At 31.7% G+C, this 12410-nt stretch carries 17 protein-coding genes; all 17 read right to left on the bottom strand.

What is annotated here, in order from left to right:
- Window positions 1–21 precede the first annotated feature (21 nt).
- Entirely contained in the window at window positions 22–864 is an 843-nt protein-coding gene (locus tag BS101_RS01935; protein ID WP_073537282.1) for a fumarate hydratase, read from the bottom strand.
- A 41-nt stretch (window positions 865–905) separates the two neighbouring features.
- Window positions 906–2192 carry a methylaspartate mutase subunit E gene (locus BS101_RS01930; protein ID WP_073537281.1) on the bottom strand — a complete coding sequence of 429 codons (1287 nt, stop codon included), beginning with the start codon at window positions 2190–2192 and terminating at the stop codon, window positions 906–908.
- Between the two features lie 111 nt (window positions 2193–2303).
- Window positions 2304–3281 (bottom strand): GntR family transcriptional regulator, encoded by a 978-nt coding sequence (locus BS101_RS01925; protein ID WP_073537280.1) that lies wholly within the window; start codon window positions 3279–3281, stop codon window positions 2304–2306.
- Window positions 3282–3566: 285 nt separating this feature from the next.
- Complete coding sequence (gene cwlD, locus BS101_RS01920) at window positions 3567–4292, bottom strand: N-acetylmuramoyl-L-alanine amidase CwlD (RefSeq protein WP_156875985.1); 726 nt, start codon at window positions 4290–4292, stop codon at window positions 3567–3569.
- 258 nt (window positions 4293–4550) lie between these two features.
- Window positions 4551–4943 carry a 30S ribosomal protein S9 gene (gene rpsI / locus BS101_RS01915; protein WP_073537278.1) on the bottom strand — a complete coding sequence of 131 codons (393 nt, stop codon included), beginning with the start codon at window positions 4941–4943 and terminating at the stop codon, window positions 4551–4553.
- A gap of 25 nt (window positions 4944–4968) precedes the next feature.
- Window positions 4969–5403 (bottom strand): 50S ribosomal protein L13, encoded by a 435-nt coding sequence (gene rplM, locus BS101_RS01910; protein ID WP_073537277.1) that lies wholly within the window; start codon window positions 5401–5403, stop codon window positions 4969–4971.
- Window positions 5404–5581: 178 nt separating this feature from the next.
- Window positions 5582–6316 (bottom strand): tRNA pseudouridine(38-40) synthase TruA, encoded by a 735-nt coding sequence (truA, locus tag BS101_RS01905; protein WP_073537276.1) that lies wholly within the window; start codon window positions 6314–6316, stop codon window positions 5582–5584.
- Complete coding sequence (locus tag BS101_RS01900; RefSeq protein ID WP_073537275.1) at window positions 6313–7125, bottom strand: energy-coupling factor transporter transmembrane component T family protein; 813 nt, start codon at window positions 7123–7125, stop codon at window positions 6313–6315. The genes truA and BS101_RS01900 overlap by 4 nt, the downstream gene beginning before the upstream one ends.
- 12 nt (window positions 7126–7137) lie before the next feature.
- Window positions 7138–7992, bottom strand: coding sequence for an energy-coupling factor transporter ATPase (locus BS101_RS01895; protein WP_073537274.1), 855 nt, complete (start codon window positions 7990–7992; stop codon window positions 7138–7140).
- On the bottom strand, window positions 7977–8822 hold the full coding sequence (locus BS101_RS01890) for an energy-coupling factor transporter ATPase (RefSeq protein WP_073537273.1): 846 nt from the start codon (window positions 8820–8822) through the stop codon (window positions 7977–7979). Before BS101_RS01890 ends, BS101_RS01895 begins: the two co-directional genes overlap by 16 nt.
- A 130-nt stretch (window positions 8823–8952) precedes the next feature.
- Window positions 8953–9294 (bottom strand): 50S ribosomal protein L17, encoded by a 342-nt coding sequence (rplQ, locus tag BS101_RS01885; RefSeq protein WP_073537272.1) that lies wholly within the window; start codon window positions 9292–9294, stop codon window positions 8953–8955.
- A gap of 48 nt (window positions 9295–9342) precedes the next feature.
- A complete protein-coding gene (locus BS101_RS01880; protein ID WP_073537271.1) occupies window positions 9343–10290 on the bottom strand; it encodes a DNA-directed RNA polymerase subunit alpha in 948 nt (315 codons plus the stop codon).
- A gap of 65 nt (window positions 10291–10355) precedes the next feature.
- Window positions 10356–10976 carry a 30S ribosomal protein S4 gene (gene rpsD / locus BS101_RS01875; protein ID WP_073537270.1) on the bottom strand — a complete coding sequence of 207 codons (621 nt, stop codon included), beginning with the start codon at window positions 10974–10976 and terminating at the stop codon, window positions 10356–10358.
- Window positions 10977–10998: 22 nt separating this feature from the next.
- Complete coding sequence (rpsK, locus tag BS101_RS01870) at window positions 10999–11397, bottom strand: 30S ribosomal protein S11 (RefSeq protein ID WP_011988829.1); 399 nt, start codon at window positions 11395–11397, stop codon at window positions 10999–11001.
- Window positions 11398–11414: 17 nt separating this feature from the next.
- The gene (gene rpsM, locus BS101_RS01865; protein ID WP_073537269.1) at window positions 11415–11786 is read right to left on the bottom strand and encodes a 30S ribosomal protein S13; all 372 of its coding nucleotides are present in this window, start codon (window positions 11784–11786) and stop codon (window positions 11415–11417) included.
- A 185-nt stretch (window positions 11787–11971) separates the two neighbouring features.
- Window positions 11972–12085 (bottom strand): 50S ribosomal protein L36, encoded by a 114-nt coding sequence (rpmJ, locus tag BS101_RS01860; protein WP_011988827.1) that lies wholly within the window; start codon window positions 12083–12085, stop codon window positions 11972–11974.
- A gap of 17 nt (window positions 12086–12102) precedes the next feature.
- Window positions 12103–12321 (bottom strand): translation initiation factor IF-1, encoded by a 219-nt coding sequence (infA, locus tag BS101_RS01855; RefSeq protein ID WP_011988826.1) that lies wholly within the window; start codon window positions 12319–12321, stop codon window positions 12103–12105.
- Between the last annotated feature and the right edge of the window lie 89 nt (window positions 12322–12410).

Here is a 12410-nt window from a genome sequence, read left to right as displayed (position 1 = left end):
AACTCCTATCATCACTAAATATTATAATTCCATTTCTTTATGTCTTGTAACATGACAATTTATATTTACTGCCACAGGTAATCCCGCTATATGTGTGGGATAAGTTTCTATATTTACTGCAAGAGCTGTAGTTTTACCTCCAAATCCCTGAGGACCTATTCCAAGAGAATTTATTTTAACTAAAAGCTCTTCTTCTAAATCTTTATAAAATTTATTTTTATTTCTTAAAGACAAAGGTCTTACAAGTGCTTTTTTAGCAAGATTGGCAGCCTTGTCAAAGGTACCTCCTATACCTACGCCAACCACTATAGGGGGACAGGGGTTGGCTCCCGCCTCTTTCACCACATCTACTATAAAATCCTTGACTCCCTCTATTCCATCTGCTGGTTTTAACATTTTAATCTGACTCATATTTTCCGAGCCAAATCCTTTGGGAGCCACTGTTATATTAAATTTATCTCCTGCAACTATTTCATAACATATTACTGCTGGAGTATTATCTCTAGTATTTATCCTATTTAAAGGATCGCAAACTATGGACTTTCTTAAGTACCCTTCTATATATCCCTGCCTGACTCCTTCATTTACAGCATCTTCTATACTTCCACCCACTACGTGAACATCCTGCCCAATTTTTATAAACACACAGGCCATTCCTGTATCCTGACACATAGGTACATTTTCATTATTGCATATATTTACATTCTTAAGTATCTTATACAGAATATCTTTTGCCATAGGCCAATTTTCTTCTTCTGCATACTTTTTTATTTCTTCTTTAACATCATCTGGAAGATAATAGTTGGCATCTATGCAAAGTTTCCTTACAGCTTTTACTATATCAGATATATGTATCTCTCTCATAATTTAACACTGTTCCCCCTTAATATGTTGATCAGATTATTTTAAAATTTATTTTTACCTTCCATCTTTCTCTTATTAAAATTTTTTAGTTCTTGTGTAAAAGGTATATTACCAAATCTCATATACCTTATTGCTCCTGTGTTATCTCTGGCAGAAGTCATTCTTCCATCTTTATTATAATGTCTATCAGAAGCCACAGGAATATCTATGACCCCATTTTCAAAAGCTTTTACCACTCCTACAGCTAGATCTCCCCTTCCCAATTCTAAAACCTTGTCTAATATACACTTTACTTCCGCTTTAATTATAACTACCTCTGTTTCTAATTCCTTGGACATGGCAAGCCTTTGTCCACCTAAAATATCTACTGGCATTTTTGCAGCACGTATTATGGCACTATTAACTTCTTTAGTTAATTTAGAGGTCTTTATTACAACCTTTGTAGCTCCTGCTAAAACTGCTGTAACTGTTCCTACAGATGTAATTCCAAAGTTCTTCCCTTCATCCTTTGAAGATTTCAACATACTTTGATGAAATGATGTAGTTATATAAACATCTTTATATCCATAATCTTTCATATATTCCTCTATCTGTTCTTCTAAGGCTTTTATAGATGCTATATCCTGAATCAAATTTCCCCCTTGTGTTATTCCTACGGTTATATTCTTAACACCTTGTTCTGCTGCAAGCAGTCCTTCTATTATAGATACTGCATTTGAAATACTCGGAGGAATCAAAGCATGATAGTTAGCCACTCCAAAAGTCTCCTTATTTATGGATATACCCTGTTCTTCATAAAATCCGACTAATCTATCGCAATATTGCCAGTCTAGAATAGATTTTTCTATAGGTATATTTGCTGCATTAAGCATATTATGAGATATTGCTCCTCCTTGACTAGATGTAAAACCACATAAACAAATTATTTCTGCTAGGAGCTTACAATCAAAAGTATTATATATACCTTGAATAGGCAAATCAACGGATTCACATATTTCTTTACATTCTTCAATAAAGTATTTTAAATTTGAAGAGCTATCATTTTCATTTTGCGCTGTGCTATTGTGCATACTGACCAAAAGTAGGTCTGGTCTGCCTTCATCTTGTAAATATTTTAATGCTCCAAGCTGTTCCTCTGGTATGTTAGCCATTCCTGGTTGTATTAAAGTTATGAAATCCTCTTTTGCTGCCATAAGTCTCTTCGAAAAATTTTTATGATCTGGCACCTTTCTTAAATAATCCACAGCACTTTTAATATTATAACTTAATATTTTATTTCTAGTTTTAAAAAAATATTCTTCCGGCCATTTTTCATTTTTTAATTTCATACCTATTCCCCTCTATATTTTAACTTATTACACTCTATGACCTTTTAAACTTAATAAATCTATTACATTATAATTATATTTGCTTAATACATAAAAGTATCCTTAAAATTATCATTTATTGTATTTAAGCTCAATTATTTTTGATTTTAAATCCCTTATAGAATTATCATCTACATTATATAAAAATTTCATTATATGTTTATGATTTACATCATATGACTTAACATCTTTATATCTCCCTGGGGATACTACTAATACATCCGAACTATTTATTATCTTTAAAAGCTCCTGCTTATTCATAGTATTGGTAAATTGCATATTTATATTGTGAAGTCCAGCCTTTTCAAGTGCCCCCCTAGCCTTAAACATGAATTCATTTGATATACAAATAAATGCAAATTTGGTTTCTTCAGGATACCTTGCAATCTTAACTATAGTCTCTAAGTCTACATTTATTGACACTCCTATTATTTCTTTCTGAAACTTTTTAGCTAACATAGTTACTTCACTGACATGATTAAATGTAGTTATTATAACCTGACTTTTTTCTATAGCTTTATTAATTTCATTACTACCTTTACTTATATCCTCAAGTGTAATAGAAATTATATTCATATCTGTATTTTCCATAAGTTGTTTTCCAAATATTTCAGCTTGTTCAATATTACACTCCACATATATAGCAGTCACCTTACTCATAAAATCTCTTTTTTCTCTTACTCTTTGAGTGATAACTTCTAAAAATTCATCCACATCCATTCCTATTCTTACTGCTTCTTCAAATCCAAGATCTATAAATTTTATTATTTTTTGTTTTATATTCTGAATTTTCCAAACATTCAATTCTCCTTCAACGAAAGTTCCTCTTCCTTGATAGGATCTCAAGATGCCTTCCTGTTCTAATTCATTATAAGCTGTACTTATGGTATTTCTACTTACCTTAAGCTTGTCAGATAATTCCCTTTCTGTAGGCATCTTATCACCTACTTTTAAAATATTTCTTTTTAATAAATTTATTATTTGTTTTTTAATTTGTAAATAGAGCGGGACACTGCTGTCCTTATTTATTTTAATGTCTATGGTACTCACCTCAAAACTACTGAACTATTACTATTGTATAAACCCATTTCTTTACCTAAATGTTAGCATAGTGCAAGATAAATATCAATATTCTTTAAATACTATTACAATCAAGAGGATTTGTGAATAAAATATTTTATTTTTAATATTATATGGAACATAATAATACAAGCTAAATTACACTATATGACCTGGTAAGTATCCTTTTCGCATATAATTCAATAACTGCAGTTACCTATATTTAAGTACTGCAGTCTTACTTTTCCTAAATCACAAATCAAATATTCTTAGTCCTTAATTTAAGGAATAATATTCATCAATAGATTTTTTTATACATTCTGCTATTTTATCCTGATATTCATCCTTTAACAATTTATTTTTTTCTTCAGTGTTAGATAGAAAGCCACATTCTACTAATACTGAAGGCATACTGTCTTTGCACCTTAATACTTTATAGGAATCAAAAGCTGCTTTTTCTTTTCTATTATTACTATTATCTAAATCATTAACTAAATTCTTCTGAAGAATACCAGCAAATCTTTTGCTATTTTCATTTTTAGAATACCACACTTGAGCACCATAATATTTAGACTGAGGAAACATATTTAAATGTATACTTATAAATATATTACATTTAGAATCCTCTTTCAACTTGCACCTATTATCCAAATCCTCTATCTTCTTCTTCCTTATCCTTCCACAATCTGTATAAAGGCCTTTATCCTCATATCGTGTCATAACCACTTTATATCCTCTTTGCAATAACTTGTCCTTGAGTTTATTACTTATTTTTAAATTTATATCTTTTTCCATTATACCATCTTTTGATACACCCCCACTGTCTATTCCCCCATGCCCAGGATCTAAGAGTACTGTAATACTCTCCTTCTCTACAGCTTCAACAATATTATTACCACTTAATCCCAAAGGTGTATATATATTATTTAATATAAAAATAAATATTAGCGTTAAAGTTACAGTAAATACAAAGCCTATATTTTTTCCCCTCAAAAAACTCACTCCCTATAATTATTTCAACATATATATTTTTACCTAAGGATTTAAAAGTTATTAATATATTTTTATAATTAAATAACAATTTAAATTTATATATTAAGAAATTCCATATATAATTCATTTACAATGTCGCAAAAAAATAGAGGCTGTAATTTAGATCATTAAAATCTAAATTACAACCTCTTAATTTTAATTTCTTATATTGTGAACCTAAGATAATGAATTGTATGATATAAATCATATAATTCATATGTATCTTCTTTATCTCTTTGAGAACTGAGGCGCTCTTCTTGCTTTTTTCAATCCATACTTCTTTCTTTCCTTCATTCTTGGGTCTCTTGTTAAAAATCCAGCTTTTTTAAGTTCTAATCTCAAATTTTCATCTGCTTTTAAAAGAGCTCTTGATATTCCATGTCTTATAGCTCCAGCCTGACCGGTAAATCCTCCTCCATGAACATTTACCAATACATCAAACTTTCCATTTGTTGAAGTTAAAACCAATGGTTGGTTAACTATAACCCTTAAAGTTTCTAATCCAAAATATTCTTCTATGCTTCTCTTATTTACAGTTACCTTGCCTTCGCCTGGAACAAGCCTAACTCTTGCTATTGACTTTTTTCTTCTTCCCGTACCAAAATATTGAACTTTAGCCATTTTTCATCCTCCTTCCAGCTTTACCCTAATATTTTAATTCCAATACTTCTGGTTTTTGAGCTTCATTATTATGCTCAGCACCTCTATATACTTTTAATTTTTTCAACATCTTTCTTCCCAATACTCCCTTTGGAAGCATTCTTCTTACAGCTTCTTCAAATACAAATTCTGGTTTCTTATTTAAAGCTTCTCTATATGGAGTTTCTTTTAATCCACCTGGATATAATGAATGATGCCTCATCATCTTTTGATCTAATTTTTTACCAGTCAAAAGTACTTTTTCAGAATTTATTACTATTACAAAATCACCTGTATCCACATGTGGTGTAAATATAGGCTTGTGTTTACCTCTTAACACTGAAGCAACCTGACTTGCCACTCTTCCGAGGGGCCTTCCGGCAGCATCAACAATATACCATTTTCTTTCAATCTGTTCAGCTTTTGCTATATATGATTTCATGGCTTTCCCGTTATGTGATTAACGGTTTTCAACTCCTCTCTTATCTCTAATCTTACAAAAATGAAATTTATAAAACTTGAATATACTTATTCTCTATATAAAGATCCGGGGCTAATGAATCCTTTATACTCAAAATACAAACATTTATATTATAATACAATGCTCCTGGCGTGTCAATCTAATAAAATACTTTTTCCAAGCAGAGCCCTCTAGCTGGTACAGGCTTTCCTGCCTTTGATCTGTCCTTAGATTCTAAAATATCTTCCACATATTCTACACTAAACCTTCCTAATCCTACTTCTAAAAGAGTACCCACTATTATTCTCACCATATTATATAAAAATCCATCTCCAACAATATTAAATTTAATTAAATTTTTTTCTTTTAAAACAGTCAGTTTTTTTATAGTTCTAACAGAAGATCTGGCTGAACTTCCTTTTTTTTTAAATGCAGAAAAATCATGAGTCCCTATAAAATACTCACATGAATTCTTTATTTTTTCTATATCCAATTTTCTTCTAAAATAGTACACATATTGCCGTCCAATAACTGGTGGTCTGTCTCCTGTTACTATGGTATAACTATACTCTTTGCCTGTTGTAAAATATCTAGAATGGAAACTACTATCTACCTCTTTTGAATCCAATACAGCTATATCTTCAGGTAATAATGTATTTAACACCATTTTAATATTTGAGATAGGTATTTTACTGGCAGTAAAGAAATTACATACAAATCCCCTGGCATGTACACCTGCATCTGTTCTACTAGAACCGATAACTGGTGAAAATTCACCTGTAGCTTTTTCAATTGCCTCTTCTAATCTCTGTTGAATAGTAATAGCATTATACTGTCTCTGCCATCCAGAATAATTTGTACCATCATATTCTATAACCAATTTTATATTTTTCACTTGCCCCACCATATTCTACTCAATATGGAAATGCAGACTAACACTAAGGTGCATAAGGAAGCTATAAAGTCCTTATTGCTTAATTTAAGCTCTTTCATTCTAGTTCTGCCCTCTCCTCCTCTGTAACATCTGGCTTCCATGGCCATAGCTAATTCATCAGCTCTCCTAAAAGAACTTATGAAAAGCGGAACTAAAATAGGAACTAAATTTTTAGCTTTCTGTATAAGATTTCCCGACTCTAAATCGGCTCCTCTTGCGATTTGTGCTTTCATTATTTTATCTGTCTCATCCATTAAAGTAGGTATAAACCTTAATGCTATAGTCATCATCATAGCTAATTCATGAGAAGGTACTCCTATTCTACTTACCGGCTTTAAAAGTTTCTCTATTCCATCAGTCAATTCAATAGGAGAAGTAGTCAAAGTCAGTAACGATGTTCCTATAATTAAAAACACAAGCCTTAATGCCATAAATGCAGCCATAATAAGACCTTCTCTATACACTACTAAAAATCTCCATTTAAACAAGGGCGGATTAGCCCCTCCAGTCATAAATATATTTAATACTGCAGTTATAAGAACCAATATAAATATAGGTTTAAGACCTTTATATATATATGTAAATTGCACTTTGGACACAAGTATTGAAATCAGGGTAAATACTACTATAAATATGTATCCTTTAAAACTATTTACTATAAATAAATCCACGATGTATATTAAAGATATTAATATCTTAACTCTTGGATCTAATTTATGTATAAAAGAATCACCAGGTACATATTGGCCTATTGTAATATCTTTAATCATTTCATAGCTCTCCTAACCTTTATTTAGTAATCTGAGTATTTCTTCTTTTGCCTGTTCTATAGTAAATATGTCTTCTGATATATTTATTCCTTCATTTTTAAGCTTTCTTACCATATAGGTCACCTGAGGTACTGCAAGTCCTACACTTTCCAAAGTATCAATTTCCTTAAAAACTTGTACCGGAGCCCCATCAAGTATACACTTTCCATTGTGCATTACAATTATTCTATCTGCAAGTTTAGCTACATCTTCCATACTATGAGATACTAATATTATGGTCAATTTATATTCTCTTTGCAGACTTTTTATTTCTCCCAGGATATCATCTCTTCCCTTAGGATCAAGGCCTGCCGTAGGCTCATCTAATATAAGAACTCTAGGTTCCATAGCAACTACGCCTGCTATAGCAACTCTTCTTTTTTGTCCTCCACTTAAATCAAAAGGGGATCTATCTTTATATTCCTCATATTTTAGACCAACTATATTCATAGCCCTTTTTACTCTATTATTTATATCATCATCACTTAATCCCAAATTTTTAGGACCGAAAGCAATGTCTTTTTCTATAGTTTCTTCAAATAATTGATATTCAGGATATTGAAATACAAGTCCTATTTTTTTTCTTATAAAACTTAAATTAATTTTCTTTTCAGTTATGTCTACTCCGTCTACTATTATTTTTCCTGAATTTGGTTTTAATAATCCATTTATATGCTGTATTAATGTTGATTTTCCTGAACCCGTATGTCCTATTAAAGCAACAAACTCCCCATCCATAATTTCAATATTCACATCATCCAATGCTTTCTTTTCAAAAGGCGAATTTTTCATATATATATGAGTTAGATTTTCTATTTTAATCGACATAATTCACTCACCATCTCATCTATAGTTAATATATCCGATCTTATATCTACTCCATTAGCTTTAAGTTCATAAGCCAATTCCGTCATCTGCGGCACATCAAGTCCCATATCTTTCATCTTGCGCACCTGACTAAATATGCTTCTTGGAGTACCCTCCATTATAATTTTTCCCTCATCCATAACAATTATTCTATTTGCTTCTACTGCTTCTTCCATATAATGTGTAATCAAAATTACTGTCATATTATACTTACCATTTATTTCTTTTATAGTATTCATTACTTCCCGTCGTCCTGAAGGATCCAGCATAGCAGTAGATTCGTCGAATATTATACAATCCGGCCTCATAGCAAGTACTCCTGCTATAGCTACCCTCTGCTTTTGGCCACCTGAAAGTAAATGAGGTGCATATCTTTTATATTCTTGCATATTTACTCTCTTTAAACAATCATCAACCCTTAATCTTATTTCTTCAGGAAGCACTCCTAAATTTTCTGGTCCAAAAGCTACATCTTCTTCTACAATAGTGGCAACTATTTGATTATCTGGATTTTGAAAAACCATTCCTGCTTTATTTCTTATATTCCATATATTCTTTTCATCACATGTATCAAAATCTTCTACATAAACTTTTCCACCAGTGGGAATTAAGAGAGCATTCATGTGTTTAGCTATAGTAGATTTTCCTGAGCCATTCCTTCCAAGGATCACAAGAAATTCTCCTTTTTTTACTTCAAAAGTAACATGATCTACAGCTAATTTTGAATTTTCTTTATCAGTATCTTCATAATTATAACTTACATCCTTACATAATATCATATTTTTATCCACAGAAAACACCTCTCTAATTTGATAAGATAAAATCAAATCTTCGTTTTTACTTAGATTCCAATTCCCCGGTAAACTTGCTTTTGTTCCATATAAAAACAGGGTTAAGCTAGCTTTACTTAACCCTTAAATTTTATACTAACTCCAATATAACTAACTCTGCTCCGTCTCCTCTTCTTGGTCCTATCTTATACATTCTAGTATAACCACCATTTCTTTCTGCATATTTAGGAGCTATATCAGTAAATAAATTTTTTACAACTTCCTCCTCAGTTACAAAAGAAAGTACCTGTCTTCTAGCATGAAGATCTCCTCTTTTTGCAAGAGTAATCATCTTTTCAGCTAAACTTCTAGCTTCCTTCGCCCTAGTTACTGTTGTCTGTATTTTTCCGTGCTTTAAAAAACTAGTAACTAGATTTCTTAACATCGCCCTTCTATGATCAGATGGAAGTCCTAACTTACGATGCTGTGCCATTTATATCCCTCCTTACTACATATATATATCCGTTCATTTTAGTAATTTTTAGTCTTCATTTTGCTTTAATGATAATCCTAATGTATCAAGCTTTTGTTCAACTTCTTCTAGAGACTTTTTACCCAAATTTCTAACTTTCATCATATCATCCATGGTTCTCTCAGTTAATTCTTGTACTGTATTTATTCCAGCTCTCTTTAAACAATTATAACTTCTTACAGAAAGATCTAATTCTTCTATGGCCATTTCAAGAACTTTTTCTTTTTTGTCTTCTTCTTTTTCTACCATTATTTCAACATTATTAGCATGATCTGTAAGAGTCATAAATAATTTAAAATGCTCTATAAGAATCTTAGCCGATAGACTTACAGCTTCATCTGGCAATATAGTACCATTAGTCCAAACCTCCAGAGATAACTTATCATAATCAGTTATTTGACCAACTCTTGTATTCTCCACATTGAAATTAACTCTCTTAATAGGAGTATAAATGGAATCTACAGGAATTGTACCTATAGGCATATCCTCAAACTTATTTCTTCTTTGAGAAACATATCCTCTACCTCCATTAACAGTTATTTCCATGTAAAGCCTGCTATTTTCATCTAAAGTAGCTATATGTAGCTCTCCATTAACTATCTCAACATCACCGTCAGTCTTTATATCCCCTGCAACAACCTCTCCAGGTCCCTGTGCATCTATATATATAGTTTTAGTACCATCACCATTCATTTTTAAGGCCAGTTCTTTTATATTTAGAATTAACTCTGAAACATCTTCTTTTACTCCACGAACAGTCGAAAATTCATGAAGCACACCATCTATCTTAACATGGCTGGCAGCAACTCCTGGAAGGGAAGAAAGGAGAATTCTTCTAAGAGCATTCCCAAGAGTAGTACCATAACCTCTCTCCAAAGGCTCTACTACGAACTTGCCATAATTACCATCTTCACTAGTTTCAACACATTCTATTTTGGGTTTTTCTATTTCTAACATGAATATAACCCTCCTTCTATTTATCTAATAATGTATCTCCTGAGGGCAACTGATTCCATAATTAATTACTTACTATACAACTCTACAATTAATGTTTCGTTAACAGGAACATCTATTTCTTCTCTCATAGGTTCTCTAATAACCCTTCCTTCAAAATTTTCGATATTTCCTTCTAACCAAGTTGGTAAAGTCTTTGGGTTTTCTGCAAAAGTTTTAAATTTTTCTGACGATTTGCTGCCATCTTTCACAGCTATAGTATCATTCACTGACACTTTGAAAGATGGAATATTCACCTTTCTTCCATTAACCTTAAAATGTCCATGAGTCACCAATTGTCTAGCTTCTGTTCTTGACTGACCATAACCCAATTTATAGACTACATTATCAAGTCTTGTTTCTAATAACACTAACAAATTTTCACCTGTTATACCTTTTTTTCTGTCGGCCTTATCATAATATTTTCTAAATTGCTTTTCTAATAAACCATATATTCTCTTAGACTTTTGTTTTTCTCTTAACTGTAAACCATAATTGGATACTTTTTTTCTTCCCTGTCCATGTTGTCCCGGCGCATAGCCTCTCCTTGAAAATCCACATTTATCTGTATAACATCTATCCCCTTTAAGGAATAATTTTAAACCTTCTCTCCTGCAGAGTCTACATACCGCTCCAGTATATTTTGCCATTAAATTTTACACCTCCTATTAACTAAACTCTTCTTCTCTTTGGTGGTCTGCATCCATTGTGTGGTATTGGAGTAACATCTTTAATTAAAGTAACCTCAAGTCCTGCTGCTTGAAGTGATCTTATTGCTGCTTCTCTGCCAGATCCCGGTCCTTTAACATATACTTCAATACTTTTTAAACCATGTTCCATAGCCGCCTTAGCTGACGTTTCAGCTGCCATCTGTGCCGCAAATGGAGTACTTTTTCTAGAACCTCTAAATCCTAAGCCGCCTGCACTAGCCCAGGATAAAGTATTTCCAGCAGCATCTGTAATTGTAACTATTGAGTTATTAAATGTTGATCTAATGTGCGCACAGCCATGCTCAACATTTTTTCTTTCCTTTTTTCTTCTAGTTGTTCTTTTAACTCTTCCAGCTGCCATCTTTTTCCCTCCTTAAATTATTTAGATTTTTTCTTAGCTCCTACAAGTTTCTTAGGTCCTTTTCTAGTTCTCGCATTAGTTTTTGTTTTTTGTCCTCTAACTGGAAGACCTTTTCTATGCCTTATACCTCTATATGAACCTATCTCTATCAATCTCTTTATATTAAGTGCTACTTCTCTTCTTAAGTCACCTTCAATTTTGAGATTCTTTATATAATTTCTTAATAAGTTAACTTCTTCTTCTGTCAAATCTCTAACTCTCGTATCTGAATTTACTCCTGTTTCTTTCAAAATTTTTTGAGAAGTAGGTAATCCTATGCCATATATATAAGTTAAACCTATTTCAACTCTTTTTTCTTTTGGTAGGTCAATACCTGCTATTCTTGCCATTAAAATTTACACCTCCTGGTTATATAATCTGTAGCATTAAGTTTGTTTATTATATAAAGTTTTAAAGCCAACAAAATACTTATTATTCTGTTACAGCCGCACTTTAAAACATAATTACTTCATAAATCATGAAAACATAATTTTACTTAAAAATCATCGAACATCTATCTAAAATTTATAATAGTCTATCCTTGTTTCTGTTTATGTCTAGGATTTTCACAGATAACCATTACTCTTCCTTTTCTTTTTATGATCTTACATTTCTCACATATAGGCTTAACTGACGGCCTCACTTTCATAGCTAACCCTCCTTAAATTACTTTGCTCTCCAGGTTATTCTCCCACGAGTTAAATCATAAGGAGAAAGTTCTACTGTAACCTTATCACCCGGTAATATCCTTATAAAATTCATTCTTAATTTGCCAGATATATGTGCTAATATTTTATGTCCGCTTTCTAATTCTACTTCAAACATTGCATTAGGTAAAGCTTCTAAAACTGTACCTTGCATTTCAATAACGTCGTCTTTTGACATAAGGTAATCAAACCTCCTTATTATTGTTGGCCATAAAAACTTTTTACTTCAAATTTAACATCAACCAACAGCATATTAACACTTTAATT

It is taken from the genome of Clostridium kluyveri (genome assembly GCF_001902295.1).
Classification (GTDB): domain Bacteria; phylum Bacillota; class Clostridia; order Clostridiales; family Clostridiaceae; genus Clostridium_B; species Clostridium_B kluyveri_B.
Note: the sequence above shows the minus strand (reverse complement) of the source record. Positions and strands in the feature narration are given on the sequence as shown.

Coding starts and splice junctions, on each gene's coding strand:
- rpmJ (WP_011988827.1), bottom strand. CDS start 12,085: ATGAAAGTGAGGCCGTCAGTTAAGCCTATATGTGAGAAATGTAAGATC.
- rpsI (WP_073537278.1), bottom strand. CDS start 4,943: ATGGCTAAAGTTCAATATTTTGGTACGGGAAGAAGAAAAAAGTCAATA.
- rpsK (WP_011988829.1), bottom strand. CDS start 11,397: ATGGCAGCTGGAAGAGTTAAAAGAACAACTAGAAGAAAAAAGGAAAGA.
- BS101_RS01880 (WP_073537271.1), bottom strand. CDS start 10,290: ATGTTAGAAATAGAAAAACCCAAAATAGAATGTGTTGAAACTAGTGAA.
- BS101_RS01895 (WP_073537274.1), bottom strand. CDS start 7,992: ATGTCGATTAAAATAGAAAATCTAACTCATATATATATGAAAAATTCG.
- rpsD (WP_073537270.1), bottom strand. CDS start 10,976: ATGGCAAAATATACTGGAGCGGTATGTAGACTCTGCAGGAGAGAAGGT.
- rpsM (WP_073537269.1), bottom strand. CDS start 11,786: ATGGCAAGAATAGCAGGTATTGACCTACCAAAAGAAAAAAGAGTTGAA.
- rplM (WP_073537277.1), bottom strand. CDS start 5,403: ATGAAATCATATATAGCAAAAGCTGAACAGATTGAAAGAAAATGGTAT.
- infA (WP_011988826.1), bottom strand. CDS start 12,321: ATGTCAAAAGACGACGTTATTGAAATGCAAGGTACAGTTTTAGAAGCT.
- BS101_RS01900 (WP_073537275.1), bottom strand. CDS start 7,125: ATGATTAAAGATATTACAATAGGCCAATATGTACCTGGTGATTCTTTT.
- BS101_RS01930 (WP_073537281.1), bottom strand. CDS start 2,192: ATGAAATTAAAAAATGAAAAATGGCCGGAAGAATATTTTTTTAAAACT.
- rplQ (WP_073537272.1), bottom strand. CDS start 9,294: ATGGCACAGCATCGTAAGTTAGGACTTCCATCTGATCATAGAAGGGCG.
- BS101_RS01935 (WP_073537282.1), bottom strand. CDS start 864: ATGAGAGAGATACATATATCTGATATAGTAAAAGCTGTAAGGAAACTT.